Below are 21,970 nucleotides of genomic sequence, written 5' to 3'. Positions count from 1 at the left end.
GCATGGTGGGTGAGGCCTCTGCGCGCGACCCTTCGACAAGCTCAGGGTGACATGCCTTTGCACTCAGGTTGACAACATTAAAACGGGTGTCATGCTGAGGTTCTCGAAGCATGGTGGGTTAGGCCTCTGCGCACGAACCTTCGACAAGCTCAGGCTGACAGGCCTTTGCACTCAGGTTGACAACATTAAAACGGGTGTCATGCTGAGGTTCTCGAAGCATGGTGGGTTAGGCCTCTGCACGCGACCCTTCGACAGGCTCAGGGTGACAGGCCGCTATCACTGCAACTGCCACTGCTACTGCCACTAAAAAACTAACTGCAAACTGCCCACCAAAAACTGCCCACTGATTACTGCAACGTCACAACCTTATACAAAATCCAACCGTCGGTTTCGTAGGCGCGTTTATAGTTTACACCACTGTTGAGGCGGCGGATTTCGGGGATGTACCTGTCGCTGAGCTGGGTGTAGCCGGTGAAGGGGTTTTTGGGGGTGGCTATCAGGATATAGTCGTCGTATTTGTATGGGGTTTCAATGGCCGACAGAAACGAGTTGAGCTGGTAGGGCAGGGTTAGTTTTTTGATATTGTTGGTAAAGGCCACAATGGGGTATGATACGGCATCGTCCATGAGGATGTGCGTACCATTGGGCAGGCTATTGATATAGGCTGCTATTTCTTTGCTTTCGTTTTGATCGGTATTAGGTTCCAGCCGGCTAAGGGTGGTGATGAAGCGGCGCTCGTCGGTAATGAGCGAGTTGGTTAAAAAGGTGTAGCCGGTATACAGCTGCAGTACCATTACAAAGGCCAGGCCCAGTTTAAGGGGCAGCATATTTTTAATGGTACGCACCTTAAATATGATACACAGCAGCGCCACAAATAAAAATATAAGGTAGTACTGGTAGGTGAGGAACAGCTTATCGTACTTAATGTGCAAAAACTCAACAAAGGCAAACAGGGTGAGCACGGTTAGCACATGATAAGTGCTTTCGCGCAGCAGGTACAGGCCAAACAGTATCAGCGGACAAAAATATATCACCCTTAATGATACCAGGATGCTGAGTTCGGGCAGCTGGTAGTTTACGGCAGTGGCGGCGGTGTCATAATTCAGCTTGTCGACCAGTACGTTCCAGGTGGCCAGGGGGCTTTCCATAAAGTAGTTATAGTCGCTGGCGTGGGTTTGGTTAAGCAGTTTATAGCAAACCAGCGATACCACGGGCAGGATAAACAGGATCACGTAAATGGCAAAAGTTTTATTGATAAGCTTACGCCTTAACGACGGACTGTTAAAGCTCATGAACAGCCTGAAAATGGATTCCTTTTCGCCCAGGTTAAGGCTGGCCAGCGTGATAGACAGTACCAGCGGAATAAAGAACAGCGTAAGCCAGATAAAGCGGTAATCGCAAAAAATGAGCAATACCAAACACATGCTGGCTATGGATACGTGGAACGTGGTGTTTGAGCGGTAAAACTTAAGCAGGTTAAGGAAAAACAGGTACACGAAGATCACTACCAGGTAAATGGCTTTGCCCGAGCAGGCCATGTAAATGATACCGGGATGCAGCAAAAATAGCAGGGCTACCATGATGAGGTAAAAATCGTCCTTCACCCTGATAACAAACGAGCGCGAAATAAGATAAAAGAAGCCTGCCGTACCCAGCGCCGATGCGATGACCGGGGCGAGGTAACTGTTTACCCACGAAAATATAAGCGAGGAGTAAAAGGGCAGCAGCGGGGCGGTTAGGCCCATTACTTTAAGGCGGTTGCCCAACCCCTCAAACACGATCTTTGTTTTTTCGACATAAAAAAGGCTTTCCTGGTTATAATAGCCTAAGTGGTTAAGGTATACGCCGATAACCAGGTACCAGGCGGCCAGCACCAGGGTAAATATAAACAGGTATGTACTTTTGGCAATTTTCATTTAATAACGTTTGTGGGGTTATTAACCTTACTTAAACCGTGGTTGGTTTTTTCCCAGTAAAACGGATTGGTGATAAGCTGGTACAGGCCCATATAGGCCGCTACCGAGTGCATGAGCCAGTAAACCGGGTTGGCAATGGCAAACAATATGAGCTCGAAATAGCGGCGTTTAAATACGGCCATCATGTTGATATAGATCATGAGGATATTACCCACCATGAGGTTAAATATCGACATGAACAGCACCCAGTCCGGAAACAAATTGCGGATGGTTGAAAAATCAAATATGAGGTAACAGATAAAGATGATGAGCAGCACCGGGTAAATTAAAAAGGTGGCAGATGTGGCGCCGATGAAAAAGTTAAAACCCAGGAAACCGCGAAAGCCTATTTTACGGATGAGGGCCGGCGGGTTGCGCATGTGCACCAGGTAGGTTTGCATGTAGCCCTTGATCCAGCGCGAGCGCTGACGGATCCAGTTCCAGAAGTTGTTATTAGCTTCCTCGTACGTGGTGGAGTTTACTATGGCCACCTTATAGCCTTTGGCATAGGCGCGTACGCCAAGGTCGGCATCTTCGGTTACGTTAAAGGGGTCCCAGGCGCCAAGCTCAATCAGCGCGTCCATTTTAAAGTGATTGCTGGTGCCGCCCAGCGGGATGGGGATATCCAGCGTATCCAAACCGGGCAGCATATAATCAAACCAGTACGAATACTCGAGGGTGAACATCCGGGTGAGGAAGTTTTCGTTGCGGTTAAAGTAGTTTAAGGCGCTTTGGATGCAGATATAGTTTTCGGGCAGCTTATGAAACAGGGCCACCACTTTTTTAAGCTGATCGGTATCGGGGATATCCTCGGCATCATAAATGGTGAGGTATTGGCCCCTCGAAAAATGCAGACCGTAGTTACACGCTTTGGGCTTGGTTTTAGGCATGTGGAAAGGCACCACAATAACTTCAAACACAGCGGGGAAATCGAGGTTTTTTACGGCGTTTAATGTTTTATCATCATCTTCTTCAATAAGCAGCTTGATATCCAGCTGCTCGCGCGGATAGTCGAGGCTTTGCAGGTTCCAGATGAGTTTTTTGATCAGCTTATCTTCCTTGTAAACGGGCAGCAGGATGGTGTAAACAGGCAGCTCCTCGTTTACGATAGCGCGCAGATCATTTTTGGTGACGGCCTGGTGCAGCTCAAACCGGGAGCCTACCAGCGCCAAAAACAGTTTGAAGATGATAGCTATCAGGAAAAACGAACTGATGATTAAGTTAATGGTGATGGATACGTTTTTGAAGTTGAGGAACAGGCCGATGGCGGTAATACCCCACAAGGCAAAAATGAAAACAAGCTGTGATGTGGTGAACGTTGTTGAGGCCGAGCTTTTTGGGTCGCGCTTAAGGAGCTCGAAAACGGATGCCTTCACATATTTTTGCCCGGTAAGCTTGTGGCTTAGCCAGGTGATCTCCAAATCGGATGCTACGATAACTTCGGGTTCCATGTCATAGGTAAACCTTACAAAATCAAGGAAGAGTTCATTGCCGGGGTCGGCCATAACGGTAACCACCTTATTGTTTTCGATGCGGAGAGGGAGGCCCAGCTGGTCGTTGGCAAATTTAAGGTCAACCTGGTCGAGGATTTTCTGGTCGAAGGCTTCCTGGCGGATTTCGGCAAAGTGGTAGCCCGCGTTGCCTAAGGCGCGTTCATAGTTTTTGCGGGAAACATAGCCGAAGTTAAGGGCTATTTTGAGGTATGACATACCCGATCTTTCCGAAAAAGCATGGATCTTTTCCTGGTCGGCCGGCGAAATAAATCCGTGGGCAACCAAAATTTCAGGAACAGAAATACTCAATGTATCCATATTAGGTGTTTTATAACCTCACCCCCCGCCCTCTCCAAAGGAGAGGGAGCTTTTTTTAAGCCTTCTCCTTTCGAGAGGGCAGGCGGTTTGTCATTGTATTTATGATGATGCCTTAGCGTCATTTTCTTAAAACCCTCTCCTTTGGAGAGGGCAGGGTGAGGTACTAATCGTTAAACAGATCCTGCGATTTTTGAACTTTTGACCGCACATACAGGAACGAAAGCAGGATCAGGATCAGGATGCCCAGCAAAATGTACAGGTTATAGCTGTCCCAGAAACGGGTAAGGCCGCTCTTGGTATCGATGTATTCCAGGTTTTCGCTGGATTTGTTGATGTTGAACAGGTACTTGTTGGAGTTAACATCCGAGATACAAACGTTGCTCGACAGGGTTGAAAGCTGCTCGGTAATGGATTTGGATACCGCCAAAAAAGCTTCAGAAACATGCGTGCCGGTAGCGGTAAGCACCAGGGTAGCATTGTTGCTTACGCCGTAAAAGATTTGCGCCAGGCCGTTTGATACCGTATCCGAAAGCGCGTAAACCGGTTTATTATTATCGGTGTTGTACAGCCTGAAGTTCCTGTCGAACTGGATAGGGGCATCGCGAAACTCCTTAAGTATTTTATCATCTTTTGACAGCAGGGCTATGATATTGTATTGCTTGAAGTCAGTTTGTTTCAAATCTTTCGAGTAAACAAACTCGGGGAAGTTGTTGGCGTTGATGTTATTGTTAAGCTCATAAATGATCTCGCCCATAGCGCCGGCGGCATATTTGGCGTATTCCTCGCTTACTACAATTTTGGTTGTTCCGTTGTTAAAGGCCTCGGGATATTGGTAAAAGCTCAGGTCGCTGGTGATGAAGGGGTTTTTTGATTCGAGGTATGATTTGTCAACGTCAACTTCGGCAAAAAAGTTGGTGAAGCTGTTGCGGCAGTTGCCGTTGGTAGGGTAAAACCTGAATTCGGCCTCCAGCGTGTTGTATTTATGGTGCTGATAACGGTTAATGGTGATAGAGCTGTTCAGCTTGCCCGATGCATCCAGTTTTTCGCTGCTGATGAGCAAACCGTTAAGGTATATGTTGAAGAAACCGCGGTCGCCGGGGGCAAGGCCGCTGTAATTGGCAACAAAACGGATCTCCACTTCTTTAGGGGTGAAGCTGAAATCACTGTTTTTAAAGCTGTAAGCGCTTTTCAACGAGCCGATGCCCGACAGGAAGTCGCTCACGCCGCCAATTTGTTTTAAGGATAGCTTTGAACGGTTTTCATCGATAGTTTTAAAGAAGGTGTTCTCGGCCTTGTTGATCAGCAGGTAATCGCCATAGGTTGAGTTCAAGATGTTCATGTTGCCCAGGGCGGTGATGGCCTTTTCATAACCTGTATCGTCGCCGCCGGTAACAAACAGCACCTCTTTGGGCGATTGCTCCTGCGTTACGGTTTTAACCGGCACAAACCGGCCTTTTACATCAACCATGTGCACAATGGTATCAGTGAGCAGGCTTACCGATTTATGCAGGTAGAATAAACCCTGCGCGTTTTGCGGGGTAACTTTTACCAATGCGCGCGCATCGGCAGGTAATTTATCAATGGCGCCTACCCTGATGTAGTTACGAACGCTGTCGGGCAGTTTGCTTTCTTCGTAAACGGCAATTTCACGTGTTTGGGTCTTTTTTAACCTTGAATAGGCCCAGGCTACGGCTTTAAGGTCATGCAGGCTTGGGTTTGACGGGTAAACGATAGCTTTTTTGGAGTCGAAGCAATTGCTGATATTTACGTTATCAAAAAAGTTTTTTATTGCTTTTAACCAGCGACAGGTATGAGTAGTTTTTGATCCTTAACCACATAGCCGGGTTATCCAGGTCTTTACACTGGTCGTCGGTAATGGTGAGCAGGGTTTTGATCTGGATCTTGAGGAACTTATCGGGGCTCAGGTCGGCACGGCTCAGGTTAAGGGTGATTTTCTGGATAGAATCGGGGCCCAGGCGGCTGCTGTATGCCGGTTTGTTATTAATAACCAGGTTAATGTACGAATGCGATTTTATCAATGCCTGCGACGGTTCAAAAAATAAAACCAGTTTACTGCCATTCATTTCAATCAAAGGGGTGATCTTGAAGTAAAATGAAATAGCGCCGCTCATGCCGTATACCACCTCATCGTCATGGCCGTAGGCTTTAAAGGATGCAATGCTGTTGCCCTGAGCCTGCGAAGCCGTGTTGAATAATAGGATAAAGGCTAATAAGGTAAAAAACTTATTCATTGATATCAATATTAATTTATTACGTAAAATTCTACTCTGAAATAATTGCCGTTGTCATCGCTGCGGTAGCTGAGCTCGCCGCCCATTTCCTGTGTCATCAGCTTGGCAATGGATAAACCCAAACCCAGGCGGCTTTCGGTAACGCCGTGAGTATCGTTAAGCGTTTTAAGCTTGTTGAACATCATGTCCAGCTCCTGCTGGCCTATGGCTATACCTTCGTCAATGATCTCGAAAACAAAACGCTGGCGCTGCAGGCTGGTTACTACCTTAATGCTGTTATTGGTTTGCGAAAATTTGATGGCGTTTGATAGCAGGTTTTGAAACACCTGGCCTGCAAATACTTTGTCGAGCCGCACGTTGAGGGGCAGCTTCAGGATGTTATCCACCAGGTGGATGTTTTTCATGAGGGCTGTTTCGTACAAGCCTTTAAAAACATGCATTACTTCAACGTTGATATCAAAGATCTCCATGTTGAATTTCATATCCGGCGATTCGATCTCCTTAACATCCATCAGCTTGTTGAGCATATACTGCATCTTATCAGCCGATTCGGCGATGTAGCCCACAAATTCTTTCTGGTCGGTGCTGAGCCTGAAATCCTCTTCCCTGATCATGTTGTTGCTCATTATAATAGAGCCGATGAGGTTTTTAAGGTCGTGCCCGGCAATATTGATAAAGCTGTTCTTTTGGCTGTCGAGCTTGCGGAGCTGCTCATACTGATGATCGATGAGGTTATTTTTTTCGTTGATATCCTTGTTTTGCTGTTTAAGCTGCTCGTTTGATTTTTCGATCATGATCTGCGCGCGTACTTCACGCTGGATCACCTTGTAACGCGCCCGGGGGACCAGGCATGATATGCCCGCGATAATGAAAAATATTTGGCCGCCATTACTTAATATAAGGTCTAAATTATATTCACTTAAAAGGTTGTAAAAAATAGCTAGCAGCAAAAAGGCCATTAAAGTTTGTATAATGGAATTCAACGGTTCCCAAAAAACCTGTAAATTAAAGAATAGTATAATGGTTGCAAAAAGCAGGAAGTAAATATTAAGGTGTTGTATGTTCACAAGGTTGCACAACATGGCTGTTGTGGCCGATAGCATAAAAAAGCTGATATGGAGCAGTATGCGGTAACTGTACTTTTTTGCTTGGAAAAGGTTATGTAAGCCTAAAATGAGCATGATAGTAATTAACCTGCCAATAAGAAACTGCAACCAAATATTAGGTTCGTATATATAGTCAATTATGGAAAAGGTAGGGTAAAGCAATATAATTGTCCAGATTATATTATTGGTTTGATACCATGCTTTTTTGGAGGTCTCTCTAATTAATTCTTCGTTGCTAATTTGAACAAACATTATTTGTTATCTTGAATTGTAATTAAAAATTAAGGCCGCTGTTTAAATTAACTCCGTTAATTATTTGATAGACAAATATATTCGTTATACGATAATTTAAACAGGTTTGTTGTTACTGTTGCCAACAGTAATAATTGCCGTTGCAAAAAGCCGTCCAATTCCCCGGCAAGTTCGGAAGGTCGCTTTTAAACCGGGCCAAAGTTTAAGCAAGGGCATCAGTATTTATGGCTTGCGCAAATCCAGAACGAAAGCTCAACGGCCCAAACGCCATTAAAAAATCCATTTTTCTGCTGTTCAAAAAGCTGGGCTTTAAAAGCATCAGGCTGCCTGTGGCTTTTACTTCCTTTTGGCCCGGCGACAACTGCGCAGCTATTTACCTATATAGATAAAGGTGTTGAGCAATGCAATACTTACGGATTTAGGTTAGTTATAGATTATCATTACGGCCGCTTAAATGATAATAATTACCTTACAGAAACACCCCTGGTAATTGATTTGTGGCTAAAATTAACTAAAAGGTATAAAAACGCAGATTATAGTAACCTGTTTTTTGAGAATTATAAGGAACTGCCCCATATTAACCCCAAACTGTGGAAAGTTGCCGCGGATAATATTGTTACGCTTATCCGTAGATTGATAAACAACAAACCCTGATCGTAAGTGCATCAAATTATATCAGCATCTATGAGCTAAGCAGGTTGTAAGGTGGCCGATAACCATATCATCTGCAATTTTCACTTATACGAGCCTTTCTTTTTTATTCACCAGGGCGCAAGCCGGATAGGTGACCAGGTTTCAATCACCGGGGTATCATTTCCATACAATGCGGAAAATTTTCCTGCACTTAATCCAAAAGCAAAAAATACCTGCGACCAAAGCAATTACCGGACGTACCCGCGAGATGGTAACGGACAATCTATAAATGATAAATAGCAAATTATAAAAAATCGGGTCTTGAAATATAATGTACCCATTATTGTGGTGCGTAAAGCGTCTATAACAAATATGCCGATGCACATAGCCGCCGCCGTTATATTAAATCTGTACGCAAGGCTTTAAAAGAGCTTGATATTTTTGGCATGCTTTGGGATTATAACAGTAGTTTTTCACTGTTTAACGGCAGGCCGGTTATGGGAAATTTCCCCTTGTGTATGAAAGACGCAATTAGCGCCGTACAGTGAAATTTTAAACATTAATGTTACAATTTTATTACCTTTGCTCACTAATATACAGTTATGAGATTTTTTGAAGAAAAGCGCAGAGAAGTAATGGTGCATATCGAAAAGTTCATGTTAGAAAAGATACATGAATACCTGAAACCGATTGATACCATCTGGCAGCCGTCTGATTTTTTGCCCGACTCTTCAAGGGACTCGTTCTTTACTGAAATTAAGGAATTGCAGGAAAGCGCCGCGGGCCTTTCATATGATCTGATCGCCGTTTTAATTGGCGATACTATTACCGAAGAGGCCCTGCCTACTTACGAATCATGGCTTACCATGGTTGAAGGGGTATCTGACAATGAAGAGGGCGGCTGGATGAAATGGACCCGCCACTGGACCGGTGAAGAAAACCGCCATGGCGACCTGCTTAACAAATACTTGTACCTGTCTGGTCGTGTGGATATGCGCATGATGGAGATCTCCACCCAATACCTCATCTCCGATGGTTTTGACATCGGTACCGGTCATGATCCGTACCGTAACTTTATATATACCTCTTTCCAGGAGCTGGCAACCAATGTATCGCACCGCCGCGTGGCCTCACAGGCCAAGAAATACGGCGATCCGCTGCTTTCAAAAATGTGCGGTGTTATCGCATCTGATGAAGCCCGCCATGCCAAAGCTTACAAATACTTTATCGAAAAAATATTTGAGGTAGATCCAAGTGAGGCTATGGTAGCTTTTGAGGATATGATGCGTAAAAAGATTGTGATGCCTGCCCACTTCCTGCGTGAGGTTGGTTTAAAGGTTGGTCAAACTTTTGGTCACTTCACCGATGCTGCACAGCGTTTGGGGATCTATACAGCTATCGACTATGTGGATATCCTGAAAGAGCTTTTGACCGACTGGCACATCGAAAGTATCACAGGTTTGGACGAAGCGGGCGAAAAGGCCCGCGATTACGTGGTAAACCTTCCGGCCCGCTTACTGCGTGTAGCCGAGCGCATGAAAAACCCAATGCTGGAGTATAAGTTTACCTGGATTAACGGTTGATTTTAGCTTAAAGCTTTGCTTTGCAATCGGTTTGATAAGCTTCTTTTTCACTTTTCTGGCGCAAGTCTTGTGTGGCTGGCATGAGGGTGAATGACTTGTGCCCTATCCGATAAAGCGCTTCTTTTTCATAGCTTTGTGCTTTAAGCTTTTTGCTTATAGCTTCTTTCCTATAGCCTTCGGCTTTCGGCTTATTAATGGCTTTTAGCTTTCTTCCCGTTCTATCTTATACCCCGGTTTTTTATACCCATTGGCAACGTAGTTTTCGGGGATCTGGATGTGGCTTCCATCGCGTACAGCTGTAAAATGCGGCGACATGATCTCCATGCCTGCTTCGTTAAACTTATCCTGTATGTTTTGATACAATGCCGAATAGATCACGGCCATTTTGCCGGGCTGATCGGTATAAGCATTTATCTGGTAGCTTACATTAAAATCATTCAAAGCGGTTTGCAGTACAAACGGTTTTGGGTTGGCAAGAATGCCTTCTGTTGCTTCAGCCGCGCTGATGAGCAGGTTATGAATGGTTTCCCAGGGGGCATCGTAGCCTATAGTAACACTGGTATTCAGTATCAAACCCAAAGTTTTTGATGATGAAGTATAGTTAACCGTAGCACCGCTTAAAATGGTAGCGTTGGGCACGGTTACATCTTCGTTTTTAATGGTACGCACACGGGTAACCAGAAGGTTTTTCTCAATCACATCGCCCATAATTTCGCCAACTTTGATGCGGTCGCCAATTTTAAAGGGGCGCATATAGGTAAGCACAATGCCCGATACCATATTGGCAATAGCCGAGGAGGAACCTAACGAAAACAATACGCCTATAAACACGGTAACCCCCTGGAACACTTTAGACTGCGATCCCGGCAAGTAAGGAAATATCACCACAAACATAAACGCGTACATCAGTACCCGGATGATATTGTAAGTTGGGATGGCCCATTCAGGGTAAAAGCCTTTTAAAGCGATGGCCCCGTTTGCTATTTCGGTAGCTATAAATTTTACCAGTTTTACAATGTAGCGGGTAACCAGATAAATAACTGTTATGGTAAGCAGGTTGGGTATAAAACGGACAATGGCCAGCAGGATACTTTTCAACGGGTTAACCACAAAGCCGATCAACTGTGTGGCGATAGGCTGCGAGGAAGGGAAAATATAAAACAATACCGGTAAGGCCAGGTAAACCAGCAACAGGATAATGAACAGGCGCGCAATATTTATCAATCCACTGATAAACGGAAGTAGCCGCGAGGCATAGGCTATTGGAGCTCCTTTTTCTGCCAGCTTTTTAACACGGTTTTCCCATCCCCGTATAATTTTAAGTTTTATCCACCTAAAACCTTTATTAACAATCCAGATCAGCACAATAAGCAGTATAATAACCGCCACGGCCTCAAGCACGTTTGTAATTAGTTGTTTAGGGCTGTTGCTTTCAAAAACGTTGCCGAGCTTATTTTTTAATATAGACAGATAGCTTGCTGCCAGCTGCGGCCGGTTCAGTTCGGAGTAAGAGGCATCGGTATTATTAACGCCCATGATCATCTGGCCGTTGTAGGTTATTACCGATATGGACGTATCGTTTTTAAGCGTTAACGAATCCGGGTTAAAATCTATCCGGCTCATCAGGGCCTTAATGCGTTGGGTAACAATCCCGGCGCGCTCTTTAGGATCAAACAATCCCTGCGGGGCATAAAATTTAAACAGGGTATCCCGGTTAATGATCACCGGTTCGCCGTTTTTTTCAGGGAGTTTTTGTGCCCGTGTGGTAAATGCAGCAAACAGAAAAAGGATGAGCAGGCTATAAATTTTAGGCATAGGGATGTTTTTCTGTTAAAGCTAAAAATTATTTGGCTCATTTCAATTTGCTTAGCGTTATGCCCACTATCCTTCTTGTACCAGATCCGTCCCCAAATTACCGGCAATTTTGCTGAACAGATCGTTCAGGATCGATTCGACGGTGAGCGAATTTACGTCATCAACATAATGCTCATTCCGGGTAATCCAAAGTTCGTTACCGTTAATCGCGATGCTGAACAGTGCGCCTTCATAAACAGCAGGCAACGAAATTTCAACCGCCCCGCCTTTGCGCTCAACGGTGAAATTTAATTCGCTTTTTCGTTGCTCCTGAAACAGCGGGTTAAGTTTTTCGTGCAGTAACTGGTATAACTGGTTGATGTCGGTATTGGTATGGAGGGTGATGATTTTCATAATTTGGTATATTAGCGATGTATTAAATAGTACAAAGTTGAAGGAGGGATTGTTTGTACTCGACTTTCCTCTGATTATAAAAAAATATGTCATTGCGAGCGAAGCGCGGCAATCTCGTAGCTATGCTCCGCGACTTTGCATATCACAGAGGCATAACGAAGAGATTGCCACGTCGCCCGAATGCTCTTTAGCCCGTGCTGCTCCTCGCAATGACATAACTTTTAATGGTTGGATTATATATGTGCCAATCCAATATGTCATTGCGAGCGAAGCGCGGCAATCTCGTAGCTATGCTCAGCGGCTTTGCATATCGTAGAGGCATAACGACGAGATTGCCACGTCGCCCGGACGCTCTTTTGCCCGTGCTGCTCCTCGCAATGACATAACTTTTAATGGTTGGATTATGCATGTGCCAATCTGCCTCCCCGCAATGAGGTGGATGTTTAAAAATGGTGTAGTTTAATATTAATTCTTTTAGATTAGCGCCAAACCTTATCTAATGAAAGTACACCAATACTTCGCTTATATTTTAACAAACAAAGCTAACACAGTGTTGTACGTAGGAGTATCGAGTGATTTACATAACAGGATATTAGAGCATAAGAAAAAGATCTATAAAGGTTATACGGCAAAATATGCGTGCGATAAATTGGTATACTTTGAACAATTTCAATGGATAGACGATGCCATAGCCAGAGAAAAACAATTGAAAGCAGGATCAAGGCAAAAGAAAATTGATTTGATAGTGGCAGCTAATCCATCGTGGGGAGATTTAAGTGTAGACTGGTATGATTGATCTGCATAGCCGCAATGCATTGGCTACAAGATTGCCGCGCTTTGCCAATAACATATTTTAAAACGTTACACAAAACATCACCATATATGAACTACAAATTATTAGGCCGCTCGGGCCTTAAAGTTTCTGAATTATGCCTGGGCACTATGGGCTTCGGTACCGAAGGCGGGTGGGGCGCCGAAAAAGATGCCAGCTTTGCCATTATGGATGCCTTTGCCAATGCAGGCGGCAATTTTATTGATACCGCCAATGTTTATAAACTGGGTACCAGCGAGAAGATCATTGGCGAATACCTGGGTAATCATGACCGCGATTATTTTGTGCTGGCTACCAAGTACACCCTAAAAGATAATACTACCAATCCCAATGCATCGGGCAATAACCGCAAAAACATGATGCGGAGCGTGGAAGAAAGCCTTAAACGCCTCAAAACTGATTTTATTGACGTGCTGTACCTGCACATCTGGGATAATATTACACCTATTGATGAGGTGCTGCGCGGGTTAGACGACTTGATAAAACAGGGCAAAGTAACCTATGCCGCTATCAGTGATACGCCCGCATGGGTAGTATCAAAAGGGAATACCCTTGCCGGGCTGATGGGCTGGAGCCAGTTCATCGCTTTACAGGTGGAGTACAGCCTGCTGGCCCGGACTGCCGAGCGGGAGCTGATACCGATGGCAAAACATTACGGCATGACGGTTACCCCATGGGCCCCGTTGGCAGGTGGTGCTTTAACCGGTAAATACCTGCGCGGCGAACAGGGACGTGTAAAACCGGAAAGTAACCGCCGTAACGACAGGGCTAAAACTATTACTGAAGTGGTTGTTGGCATCGCCGCTGAATTAGGGGTATCCGAAAGTACTGTTGCCCTGCAATGGATGATGGACAGGGATTTTAGTTGCATCCCTATTGTGGGCGCTACCAAAATTGACCAGTTAAATGATAACCTCAAGGCCATCGATACCAAATTAACTCCCGAACATTTCAAAAAGCTCAATGAAGTTAGCGCTATTGAATTAGGTTTCCCCGGCGACTTTTTCAATGAGGATGCCGTGAAAATGAACAGTTTCGGTGGGTTTTATGACAGGGTTGAAAAAAGATAATTATCTCCTGCATTATATAAAAATTGTCATTTCGACTGAGCAAGGGCTGGTTTGAGCACTGGGGCAAAGGAGAAATCTCCTATGGTGTACAACGTTGCTACTTATCTACAGCATGGCGTAGGAGATTTCTCCTCACCAGCCCCGCGCTTTCCCCAACGGGTTCGTCGAAATGACAATTGGGTATTTATTATTCCTCCTAAAACCGCTTCAGATAATTTTTACTGATCAACTCGCCATACATGATCCCGCTGTGCTGGTCCATAGCAAACCAGGGTGAATCATATTTTAGCACCTGGATATTTTGGGCCGGCATAAAACTCTGCGCCAGTAAAAATTGCTTTTGATGAGCGGCATTTTCTACAACATCGAGCACAATAAAACAATGCCCGGGCGAGCCCCCACGGATGAACACATCACCTGGTTTTACATCATTGGGGTTAGCTACAGTTTTTAATTCTTTTTGCAGGGACAGGGTGCCGGCATAACTGAACACCAGGTTCATGTAATTTAAAAATGCCGGGTACGAATAATCGGGTTTGGCTTTCAATACCCAATGGTCGTTTTTGTAGCGATAGCCCTTGGCATAGTGAGCATAGTCGCATTTAAAACCACTGGTAAAGTTGAAAGAAATTTCGTCGAATTTTTTTTGCTGATAAAGGTATTCGGCACGGAGGCGCATCACTGCGTCGGCGCATTGCTGTAAGTCCTGGTTGCCTATGCTCATGTCAATAACCGCAGCGGTGTAAACATCGGTGCGGGCAATATCGCCTTTGTAAGTTTTGGTTGGTGTGCCCGCCGGCTTTAAAGGTAAAGCCTGCAGCCATGCCCCAAAACTGCCGGGCGACGCTGTTATACGCTGATAGCCTGCCGGTACCGCGAACCTTTTAATCACATTATCCGGAGGAGCAATGTTAATATTCAAAAATAAGAGCAGGCAGGTGATCAGGATTTTCATAACGTTTTGACTTTTTTTAGCTGTTCATATGGGTTATAAGGAACGGGGATACCATCTATCAGTTTAAATGCCGAAAAATGCAGGTGGGTAGGCGAACGTTTTTTATAAGCGTTATAACCCGTGCGGCCAACTTCGGCTATTTTTTGTCCCTGCGTAACGTAGTCACCCGGTTTTACAAAAATCTGCTTATTGTGCGCATAGTACGTAAAAATATGAGTTGCCGGATGATAGATCCAGATAAATTTGCCTCCCCGCATATTGCTGTTGGGTTCCCATTGATTGGTACAGGCTATCACCCAGCCGTCATCTACACTAACTACATCAACAGGGTTACCGGTACGGTCATCGATACAATCCTGGTTTTTATCATTAATAAAAATGTCATGTGCAGGATGGGCGCCATGCTTGTTGCCGTCAAGATAGCGGTAACCCTTATCGAAGTAACCATTACCGTGAGTACCGCCAATGGCGCTGCTTTTATAGCCCTTTAAGGGGAATACCCATTGTGTTTTTGGAATGATCCGCTCAGCACGGATCATTTCCAGGATGTTAATTCGTTTTAACAGGGTTTCAAATTGCTTTTGAGCTTCCGGTTTTTTGACACCACCGTTTAAAACCAGGTTATTAAAATCATTGAATTTGGTAAACGCAGAAGTGTCGGCCTGAGCTAAAGCCCCGGTGCTTATCAACAGAAAAGAAAAAAACAGGACAAGTTTTTGCATAAGGTTTGTGGTCAGTAAGTAGTTTCAAGATGTCAAACGCGTCATTGCGAGGAACGAAGCAATCCCAGATTAGCAGATCCGCTCTGTATAGTTCGCGATTATTAATATCTATAATTTGTTTTTTATAGGTATTAATGAGTTCGCTTCGCTCGGTTGTCTTCGTTTCTTATAATGACGTGATTGTAAGTTATTAAGTATATTTTTTTCGATCAGTTGTATAACATGGGCGTTGCCTGCGGCCCGGGCTTTCCGTTGCAAGTCCTCGCTTTTCCTGCCCGCAACTTCTCTACACGCTGCGGGCTTTACACTGCAATCCCTAACGCGGCCCACGCGCAACACCGCTAAAATATATTTTACATGTCATTAGGTTTTTTTCAGGGCTTCCCTGATGGTTACTCGCAATGACGATTCTTAATTTTATGCTTTTGATATTAACTAATAAGTCGCCAAAATATTATCCTATCCGGATATCATATTTGGCAAGCAATCCTGGTAAACCATGAAGCGAGAACTTTGCTTTTTTGATGATGTTATCATCCGGATCGATGATGAAATTATAGGATGTGCTCAGGTCGGCGTTTTTAAGGATGGTACGACTGAAGAAGGCGTTTTTAAGATTACAGTTAATGAATTTACAATCGCTCAGGTCGGCCTCGGTCAAGTCGGTTTCCATCATGGAACAATCGGCGTAGGTAGCCTTCTTGTTCTTCTTTTTATAAAACACGGCATTATCTAAAATACAATCCTCAAAATGCACTTCGAACAAAAAGTCGTTAGCCTTACCAAAGTTTACGCCGCTTATTTTGCAGTGCTTAAAACGAATGTTCTGCAAACCGGTGTTGCCTAACTCTGCAAGAAGCAGGTTACATGTATCAAACAGGCAATCGACAAAAGTAATGCCCGTAAGGTGGACATGCGCAAGGTCGCAGTTGATGAATTTACAGTTTTCGTAAGTGGTGCCGTTGAGTTGGCCAGCGGTTATTTTGGTGAAAGTTTGATCTTCGTAGAGTAGCGGTTGCATGGGGGCAAATGTAAAAGGTTAAAGGGAATGGGATGGTTTCCGGTCTCTTTAAATTAAATGAAAATGATCAACCACCATGCTTACCGGATTTGCATGGCGTACAAGATTCTCTTTCGCACCTGCGCAATCTTGCTTCGCTCAATCGATAAATCAGGTTGTAATTAACAAAATAGGAGTTATCATTCAGCCATATTGTTCAGCACTTCCAAAAACTTTTCCGATGGATAAATCTCGATATTATTATTTTTTATTTTATACCGTAGTTGTTCAAAAACACCATCCTTATACCAGATCAGATTATTGCTAACCCCTCCGGGCCCCTGTTTACTCATATTATCAACGACGGGGATAATCGAAGTAACAGCATTGACAACCGCTAATGTTTCAAGCGGATATATAATTGCAGCATGCCTGTGAGGTACCCCGATAATCGCTCCCCAATTGCCAACAATACTTTGTTTCTCCAGGTCAAATACAATATTCGGTGCGAAAAAATGATCGCCCTGGGCAAGTAGGACTTCAAATTCGCCTATTTTCTCCCTCGAAATACTGCACGGATATTTCTGCCTTACATTTTCAACGCCTTTTTCAAACAGCTCATCGTAGGTTTTATTCCATTTTTCCGCTTGCTCAGGTGTTATTGTCTGAATTGCATCCGGCAAATCAAATACTAATACCTTAGCTATTTCGCCTGCAATCATGCTATAGATCTTATTTTCTTCGCCTCCGTATTCCAGGTAGCCTAAAGGGTAAAGGCGGGTGGCAAGATATTTCTCTATTGCTTCGTAATCGTCAACGATCGCGTTAAAATCCTTATCGAACAGATAAGTCCTTATCAGTGCATCAAAATGGCCGGAAATTAATTCATAGTAGTTTCGCCTCTCGTCTTGCTTGCATAATTGTGCAACATTTGTTAAACCTAAAATATTCAATCCAAAATCGTTAGGCCCAACCTTTATTGAAGCATCATCTTCTATCTTGTAACTGATGTTCTTCTTGTAAAAAAACTTATCAATTGCCTTAATAAAATCCCGGTATTCAGCGTCACTAAAAAAAGAAGCCCATTGGGGTGCTACAACATTATTACGAGGGCGTTTAAAAAAGGAAAACATATTTAGGATTTTATGTTAAAGATGCCGAACTTTTTTCCATCCACAAATAAATTAACTACAACTACGGGTTTCCTCCACCATTATTTTGACATTCGCCTACCCAACCTTCCCCTGCAAAATCCCTATCTTTGCGGCAACATAAATTATCATCTATGCTTAAAGGATTTTTTAATGTTCCGGCACCGGTAAATGAGCCCGTTTTAAATTACGGTCCGCGGAGCTTGGAGCGTGTGGCGCTTAAGGCAGCTTTAGAAGCCGGTCGTGCCCAACAATTAGATATACCTATGTACATTGGCGGCAAGGAAGTACGTACCAACACTAAGCTGGAAATTCGTCCGCCGCATGATCATAAACATTTGCTGGCTACCTTCAGCGAAGGTGATGCAAGTCACGTCACAGCCGCTATTGATGCAGCCCTGGCAGCTAAAGCCGACTGGGAAAACCTGGCCTGGGAACAACGTGCTGCCATATTCCTGAAAGCTGCCGAACTGATTGCCGGCCCATACCGTGCCGAAATCAACGCAGCCACCATGCTTGGTCAGTCAAAGAACGCTTATCAGGCCGAGATCGATTCGGCTTGTGAGTTGATCGACTTCCTGCGTTTCAACGTGGAGTACATGACCGAGATCTACAAACAACAGCCGCCGGTATCGGGCAAAGGTGTTTGGAACCGTGTAGAACAACGCCCGCTTGAAGGATTTGTGTTCGCGCTTACACCATTCAACTTCACGGCTATTGCCGGGAACCTGCCTGCATCTGCAGCCATGATGGGCAATGTAGTGGTTTGGAAACCTGCTTATACGCAAATCTACGCTGCTAACGTGATCATGAAGATTTTTAAAGAAGCCGGCGTACCTGATGGCGTTATCAACCTGATCTACGTTGATGGCCCTGTTGCAGGCGAAGTGATCTTTAACCACCCTGATTTTGCAGGAATCCACTTTACCGGTTCAACCAAAGTATTCCAGAACATCTGGCAAACTATCGGTACCAATATCCACAAATACAAAACCTATCCGCGCATTGTGGGCGAAACCGGCGGTAAAGATTTTGTACTTGCCCACCCGAGCGCCAACGCCGATGTGGTAAGCACTGCCCTTGTTCGCGGCGCTTTTGAATACCAGGGACAAAAATGTTCGGCTGCTTCAAGGGCTTATATCCCGGCTTCATTGTGGCCTGCGGTAAAAGCAAACATGCAGCGCGACATTACTTCGTTTAAAATTGGCCCGGTAGAAGATTTTGAAAACTTCATCAATGCCGTGATCACCGAATTGTCGTTTGACAAACTGGCCAAATACATCGACGCTGCTAAAACCGATGAGGGCGTTGAAATTGTTGCCGGCGGTAACTACGATAAAAGCAAAGGCTGGTTCATTGAGCCAACTGTGCTAAAAGTTGAAGACCCATATTACGTAACCATGTGCGAGGAGCTTTTTGGCCCGGTACTAACCGTATATGTTTACGAAGATGATAAATTTGATGAGATCCTTGAGGTGGTAGATAAAACTTCCATATACGCGCTTACAGGCTCAATCATCTCGCAGGACAGGTATGCTATTGAAAAAGCTACCACCCGTTTACGCAACGCGGCAGGTAACTTTTACATTAATGATAAACCTACAGGTGCGGTAGTTGGTCAGCAGCCATTTGGCGGCGCAAGAGGGTCGGGCACTAATGATAAAGCCGGTTCAATGATTAACTTGCTTCGCTGGGTATCGCCACGCACCATCAAAGAAACCTTTGATCCGCCAAAAGATTACAGGTATCCGTTTTTGGCTAAAGAAGTGTAGTTGAGAAGAGAGTCAAGAAACCAAGCTTCAAGAGACAAGAAGAAGCTGGTTTAAGAATCTTTAGGTCATAGCTTAGAAATAAAAAGAGTCGAAGATCGGAAATGTTAAAACCCGATTTTTCGACTCTTTCTTGTTTTCTTATAAGCTATTGAATCTTCCGGTCTTGATTCCTGACTCTTGACTTCTTGAATCTATATTCTCGATTCCTGACTCTTGACCTCTTGCTTCTATTCTCACTTGAATTTAAACACAGCATCCATATTCTCATTGCTGGATGTGCTTACTTTCATATCGTTGATAAGGCCGGTGCTGAGGCTGTAAACCCAGCCGTGTACCGAAAGTTCCTGGCCGTTTTTCCAGGCATTTTGCACGATAGATGTTTTGCAAAGGTTGTTCACGTTTTCTATCACATTCAGTTCAACCAGGCGGTTACTGCGCTCAGTTTCATCGGTAATAGCATCAAGCTCATCGGCATGTAAACGGTAAACGTCTTTAATGTGGCGCAGCCAGTTATCAATCAGGCCGAATTGGTTGTTACTCATAGCGGCATTAACTCCACCACAACCGTAATGACCGGTCACTATTACGTGTTTTACTTTCAATACGTTCACGGCATAGTCAAGTACGCTCAGCATATTCATATCCGAGTGTATAACCATGTTGGCGATGTTGCGGTGCACAAAGATCTCGCCCGGGGCGGTATTGGTGATCTGGTTGGCAGGTACGCGGCTGTCCGCGCAGCCTATCCAAAGGATAGGGGGCTTTTGCCCGTTAGCCAGCTTATCAAAATATTGAGGGTCTTCGGCTAAAGCACCTTCAATAAATTTTTTGTTCCCTTCCAGTAAGCCTTCATAGGTGATATGACTGGTATCATGAATTTGAGCGCACATATATTTTTGAGATTGATGTTTTAAGATGCGGTTTGACGTTTTCTGCCCGATGCAAACATACGGCTAAGTTTATGCAAAGCAAGCGGCGAAACGTCATAATACATAATGGTGAGCAAAATAACAGGGATAAAATAAAATATGGCAAACTCATACAGGTTAAAAAAGTATCCGCCTGCCAGTGCACCAAACAGGTAAAAGCCAAGCACTGTAAACCTGATCAATATTTTATTACCTGCCGTTTCGGTATTTTCTGTGCGGGGATGAAACCATTCGGCCACCTCACTGCCCAGATCGGTAAATAAACCGGTTAAATGACTCGATTTGATCAGGCCGCCCGAGATATTGGAAACCAGGCTATTCTGCAATCCCATCGAAAACAAAATAGCGCTGATCACAATTTCGCGCTCCATCTGTGTTTCCCGGTAAAAATTATGCCCGTAAATGGCAACTCCCAGTAAAATAACAGCTTCAATTACCATTGGGGTGGAGTTTGCCCGCCACCTGCTTTTATCATCAAATGAACGTACAATAAAACTGGATACAAAAGCCCCGGCAAAGAACATCAGCAACCAAACTAAAAAGATGATCATCTGGCGGTAGTTTTGTTCAATAATGTGTTTGGCGAGGTTAGCCACATGCCCGGTAATGTTAGATGTAAAAGCCAAAAAAGCCAGCATGCCCGCCACGTTGGTAACGCCCGCTACAAATGCCGTTGACGAGGCCAGCATCAGGTTTTCTTTAAGGGTACGTTGTTCTTTTACAGCTTTAAGCATAGATATTTCACGGCAGGGGTTCAGTTACAATTTACAAAACCTTAACCAAGTTTATATAAGCTTGTTTGATGCAACGGATAATATTTTAACAAGCCCCCTCTAAATCTCCCCCGGAAGGGGAGACTTTTAAAATCAGCTTAGCTTTTTAAGCCCTCCCTTCCGGGGAGGGTTTGGGTGGGGCCGGCTAAAAAAAATCCCGGCCACTTCCTAAGAGCCGGGATCAACTTAACAATCAAACCTCCCTACGCCCCTTACAGCGTCGGAAGCACTGATCAAATTATATTTTAGTGTGCAGCTACAGCTTCAACGTCAAGCTCGTATACGTAGCCTAAATTATGCGGGCTGCTGCTGCTTACTTTAAGATCCTTCACCAATCCGCTGCCCAGGTCAATTACCCAACCGTGTACTTCAAGGTCATGGCGTTCTTTCCACGCGTTTTGGATAATGGTGGTTTTACACAGGTTATATACCTGCTCGGTAACGTTAAGCTCAACCAGGCGGTTAACTTTGGTGGTCTCGTCGGTTATACGGTCAAGTTCATGGCTATGCAAACGGTACACATCCTTAATATGGCGCAGCCAGTTGTCAATTAAACCAAATTGTTTGCTGCTCATAGCAGCGGCAACACCGCCGCAACCATAGTGCCCGGCAACAATAACGTGTTTTACTTTTAGTACGTTAACGGCATAGTCAAGTACGCTCAGCATGTTCATGTCTGAGTGTACGCATACGTTGGCAATATTGCGGTGCACAAATACTTCGCCGGGTTTGGTTCCGGTTACTTCGTTAGCCGGTACACGACTGTCTGAGCAGCCTATCCACAGCACTTCAGGACTCTGACCTTTGGCCAGGTTCTTAAAGTACTCACCATCCTCGGCAAGTTTACGCTCAACCCAGGCGGCGTTGTTTTTAATTAAAGTACTGTAACTGCTTGATTGGGCCAGTTTAATATTGTTTGTATCTATTACGGCTTTGCCGTTTGTTTTTTCTTGTGTTGACATTGTT

19 protein-coding genes are annotated in these 21,970 nt (G+C 44.5%); 5 read left to right on the top strand and 14 right to left on the bottom strand.

The window, feature by feature from the left end; genetic code table 11:
• Window positions 1-347: 347 nt before the first annotated feature.
• The 5 genes from ABID99_RS21280 to ABID99_RS21260 all read right to left on the bottom strand — a co-directional run bounded on the left by ABID99_RS21280 (window position 348) and on the right by ABID99_RS21260 (window position 7,376).
• Window positions 348-1,916 carry a hypothetical protein gene (locus tag ABID99_RS21280; RefSeq protein ID WP_373615050.1) on the bottom strand — a complete coding sequence of 523 codons (1,569 nt, stop codon included), beginning with the start codon at window positions 1,914-1,916 and terminating at the stop codon, window positions 348-350.
• Window positions 1,913-3,766 (bottom strand): glycosyltransferase family 2 protein, encoded by a 1,854-nt coding sequence (locus ABID99_RS21275; protein WP_373615049.1) that lies wholly within the window; start codon window positions 3,764-3,766, stop codon window positions 1,913-1,915. The genes ABID99_RS21280 and ABID99_RS21275 overlap by 4 nt, the downstream gene beginning before the upstream one ends.
• Window positions 3,767-3,929: 163 nt before the next feature.
• Window positions 3,930-5,348: a cellulose biosynthesis cyclic di-GMP-binding regulatory protein BcsB gene (locus tag ABID99_RS21270; protein ID WP_373615923.1), complete on the bottom strand. Its 1,419-nt coding sequence runs from the start codon at window positions 5,346-5,348 to the stop codon at window positions 3,930-3,932.
• Window positions 5,349-5,538: 190 nt separating this feature from the next.
• A complete protein-coding gene (locus ABID99_RS21265) occupies window positions 5,539-6,018 on the bottom strand; it encodes a cellulose biosynthesis cyclic di-GMP-binding regulatory protein BcsB (protein WP_373615048.1) in 480 nt (159 codons plus the stop codon).
• Window positions 6,019-6,029: 11 nt separating this feature from the next.
• Window positions 6,030-7,376 (bottom strand): sensor histidine kinase, encoded by a 1,347-nt coding sequence (locus ABID99_RS21260; protein WP_373615047.1) that lies wholly within the window; start codon window positions 7,374-7,376, stop codon window positions 6,030-6,032.
• A gap of 705 nt (window positions 7,377-8,081) precedes the next feature.
• Here ABID99_RS21260 and ABID99_RS21255 point away from each other — a divergent pair.
• Both ABID99_RS21255 and ABID99_RS21250 read left to right on the top strand, forming a co-directional pair.
• Complete coding sequence (locus tag ABID99_RS21255; RefSeq protein WP_373615046.1) at window positions 8,082-8,309, top strand: hypothetical protein; 228 nt, start codon at window positions 8,082-8,084, stop codon at window positions 8,307-8,309.
• 302 nt (window positions 8,310-8,611) lie between these two features.
• A complete protein-coding gene (locus ABID99_RS21250) occupies window positions 8,612-9,592 on the top strand; it encodes an acyl-ACP desaturase (RefSeq protein WP_091172035.1) in 981 nt (326 codons plus the stop codon).
• Between the two features lie 201 nt (window positions 9,593-9,793).
• On the opposite strand, the gene ABID99_RS21245 is transcribed toward ABID99_RS21250, so the two are convergent.
• A complete protein-coding gene (locus ABID99_RS21245) occupies window positions 9,794-11,407 on the bottom strand; it encodes a mechanosensitive ion channel family protein (RefSeq protein WP_373615045.1) in 1,614 nt (537 codons plus the stop codon).
• A 66-nt stretch (window positions 11,408-11,473) separates the two neighbouring features.
• Window positions 11,474-11,800, bottom strand: a complete 327-nt coding sequence (locus ABID99_RS21240) for a hypothetical protein (RefSeq protein WP_188834777.1) — start codon at window positions 11,798-11,800, stop codon at window positions 11,474-11,476.
• A gap of 499 nt (window positions 11,801-12,299) precedes the next feature.
• On the opposite strand from ABID99_RS21240, the gene ABID99_RS21235 reads away from it, so the two are divergent.
• Both ABID99_RS21235 and ABID99_RS21230 read left to right on the top strand, forming a co-directional pair.
• Window positions 12,300-12,596 (top strand): GIY-YIG nuclease family protein, encoded by a 297-nt coding sequence (locus ABID99_RS21235; protein ID WP_373615044.1) that lies wholly within the window; start codon window positions 12,300-12,302, stop codon window positions 12,594-12,596.
• An 86-nt stretch (window positions 12,597-12,682) separates the two neighbouring features.
• Entirely contained in the window at window positions 12,683-13,702 is a 1,020-nt protein-coding gene (locus ABID99_RS21230; RefSeq protein ID WP_090534274.1) for an aldo/keto reductase, read from the top strand.
• 196 nt (window positions 13,703-13,898) lie between these two features.
• Here ABID99_RS21230 and ABID99_RS21225 read toward each other — a convergent pair whose 3' ends face one another.
• The 4 genes from ABID99_RS21225 to ABID99_RS21210 all read right to left on the bottom strand — a co-directional run bounded on the left by ABID99_RS21225 (window position 13,899) and on the right by ABID99_RS21210 (window position 17,512).
• Complete coding sequence (locus ABID99_RS21225; RefSeq protein ID WP_373615043.1) at window positions 13,899-14,657, bottom strand: DUF4846 domain-containing protein; 759 nt, start codon at window positions 14,655-14,657, stop codon at window positions 13,899-13,901.
• On the bottom strand, window positions 14,654-15,379 hold the full coding sequence (locus ABID99_RS21220) for a M23 family metallopeptidase (RefSeq protein ID WP_373615042.1): 726 nt from the start codon (window positions 15,377-15,379) through the stop codon (window positions 14,654-14,656). The genes ABID99_RS21225 and ABID99_RS21220 overlap by 4 nt, the downstream gene beginning before the upstream one ends.
• A gap of 454 nt (window positions 15,380-15,833) precedes the next feature.
• Window positions 15,834-16,400, bottom strand: coding sequence for a pentapeptide repeat-containing protein (locus ABID99_RS21215; RefSeq protein WP_373615041.1), 567 nt, complete (start codon window positions 16,398-16,400; stop codon window positions 15,834-15,836).
• A gap of 179 nt (window positions 16,401-16,579) precedes the next feature.
• A complete protein-coding gene (locus ABID99_RS21210; protein WP_373615040.1) occupies window positions 16,580-17,512 on the bottom strand; it encodes a hypothetical protein in 933 nt (310 codons plus the stop codon).
• 152 nt (window positions 17,513-17,664) lie between these two features.
• On the opposite strand from ABID99_RS21210, the gene pruA reads away from it, so the two are divergent.
• Complete coding sequence (gene pruA, locus ABID99_RS21205; RefSeq protein ID WP_176622226.1) at window positions 17,665-19,302, top strand: L-glutamate gamma-semialdehyde dehydrogenase; 1,638 nt, start codon at window positions 17,665-17,667, stop codon at window positions 19,300-19,302.
• Between the two features lie 233 nt (window positions 19,303-19,535).
• Here the strand turns inward: pruA and can (ABID99_RS21200) are convergent, their stop codons facing one another.
• The 3 genes from can (ABID99_RS21200) to can (ABID99_RS21190) form a co-directional block, all read right to left on the bottom strand.
• The gene (gene can / locus ABID99_RS21200) at window positions 19,536-20,192 is read right to left on the bottom strand and encodes a carbonate dehydratase (protein ID WP_373615039.1); all 657 of its coding nucleotides are present in this window, start codon (window positions 20,190-20,192) and stop codon (window positions 19,536-19,538) included.
• Between the two features lie 20 nt (window positions 20,193-20,212).
• The gene (locus ABID99_RS21195; protein WP_373615038.1) at window positions 20,213-20,965 is read right to left on the bottom strand and encodes a YoaK family protein; all 753 of its coding nucleotides are present in this window, start codon (window positions 20,963-20,965) and stop codon (window positions 20,213-20,215) included.
• A 284-nt stretch (window positions 20,966-21,249) separates the two neighbouring features.
• Window positions 21,250-21,966: a carbonate dehydratase gene (gene can / locus ABID99_RS21190; RefSeq protein ID WP_090534255.1), complete on the bottom strand. Its 717-nt coding sequence runs from the start codon at window positions 21,964-21,966 to the stop codon at window positions 21,250-21,252.
• Window positions 21,967-21,970 lie beyond the last annotated feature (4 nt).

This window comes from Mucilaginibacter sp. OAE612 (genome assembly GCF_041806395.1).
Taxonomy (GTDB): domain Bacteria; phylum Bacteroidota; class Bacteroidia; order Sphingobacteriales; family Sphingobacteriaceae; genus Mucilaginibacter; species Mucilaginibacter rubeus.
Note: the sequence above shows the minus strand (reverse complement) of the source record. Positions and strands in the feature narration are given on the sequence as shown.

Excerpts from the sequence above, each read along its gene's own strand:
- pruA (WP_176622226.1), top strand. The coding sequence starts at position 17,665 with ATGCTTAAAGGATTTTTTAATGTTCCGGCACCGGTAAATGAGCCCGTT.
- ABID99_RS21275 (WP_373615049.1), bottom strand. The coding sequence starts at position 3,766 with ATGGATACATTGAGTATTTCTGTTCCTGAAATTTTGGTTGCCCACGGA.
- ABID99_RS21265 (WP_373615048.1), bottom strand. The coding sequence starts at position 6,018 with ATGAATAAGTTTTTTACCTTATTAGCCTTTATCCTATTATTCAACACG.
- ABID99_RS21250 (WP_091172035.1), top strand. The coding sequence starts at position 8,612 with ATGAGATTTTTTGAAGAAAAGCGCAGAGAAGTAATGGTGCATATCGAA.
- ABID99_RS21230 (WP_090534274.1), top strand. The coding sequence starts at position 12,683 with ATGAACTACAAATTATTAGGCCGCTCGGGCCTTAAAGTTTCTGAATTA.
- ABID99_RS21240 (WP_188834777.1), bottom strand. The coding sequence starts at position 11,800 with ATGAAAATCATCACCCTCCATACCAATACCGACATCAACCAGTTATAC.
- ABID99_RS21235 (WP_373615044.1), top strand. The coding sequence starts at position 12,300 with ATGAAAGTACACCAATACTTCGCTTATATTTTAACAAACAAAGCTAAC.
- ABID99_RS21195 (WP_373615038.1), bottom strand. The coding sequence starts at position 20,965 with ATGCTTAAAGCTGTAAAAGAACAACGTACCCTTAAAGAAAACCTGATG.
- ABID99_RS21225 (WP_373615043.1), bottom strand. The coding sequence starts at position 14,657 with ATGAAAATCCTGATCACCTGCCTGCTCTTATTTTTGAATATTAACATT.
- ABID99_RS21215 (WP_373615041.1), bottom strand. The coding sequence starts at position 16,400 with ATGCAACCGCTACTCTACGAAGATCAAACTTTCACCAAAATAACCGCT.
- ABID99_RS21220 (WP_373615042.1), bottom strand. The coding sequence starts at position 15,379 with ATGCAAAAACTTGTCCTGTTTTTTTCTTTTCTGTTGATAAGCACCGGG.
- ABID99_RS21245 (WP_373615045.1), bottom strand. The coding sequence starts at position 11,407 with ATGCCTAAAATTTATAGCCTGCTCATCCTTTTTCTGTTTGCTGCATTT.
- ABID99_RS21260 (WP_373615047.1), bottom strand. The coding sequence starts at position 7,376 with ATGTTTGTTCAAATTAGCAACGAAGAATTAATTAGAGAGACCTCCAAA.
- ABID99_RS21210 (WP_373615040.1), bottom strand. The coding sequence starts at position 17,512 with ATGTTTTCCTTTTTTAAACGCCCTCGTAATAATGTTGTAGCACCCCAA.
- ABID99_RS21280 (WP_373615050.1), bottom strand. The coding sequence starts at position 1,916 with ATGAAAATTGCCAAAAGTACATACCTGTTTATATTTACCCTGGTGCTG.
- can (WP_373615039.1), bottom strand. The coding sequence starts at position 20,192 with ATGTGCGCTCAAATTCATGATACCAGTCATATCACCTATGAAGGCTTA.
- can (WP_090534255.1), bottom strand. The coding sequence starts at position 21,966 with ATGTCAACACAAGAAAAAACAAACGGCAAAGCCGTAATAGATACAAAC.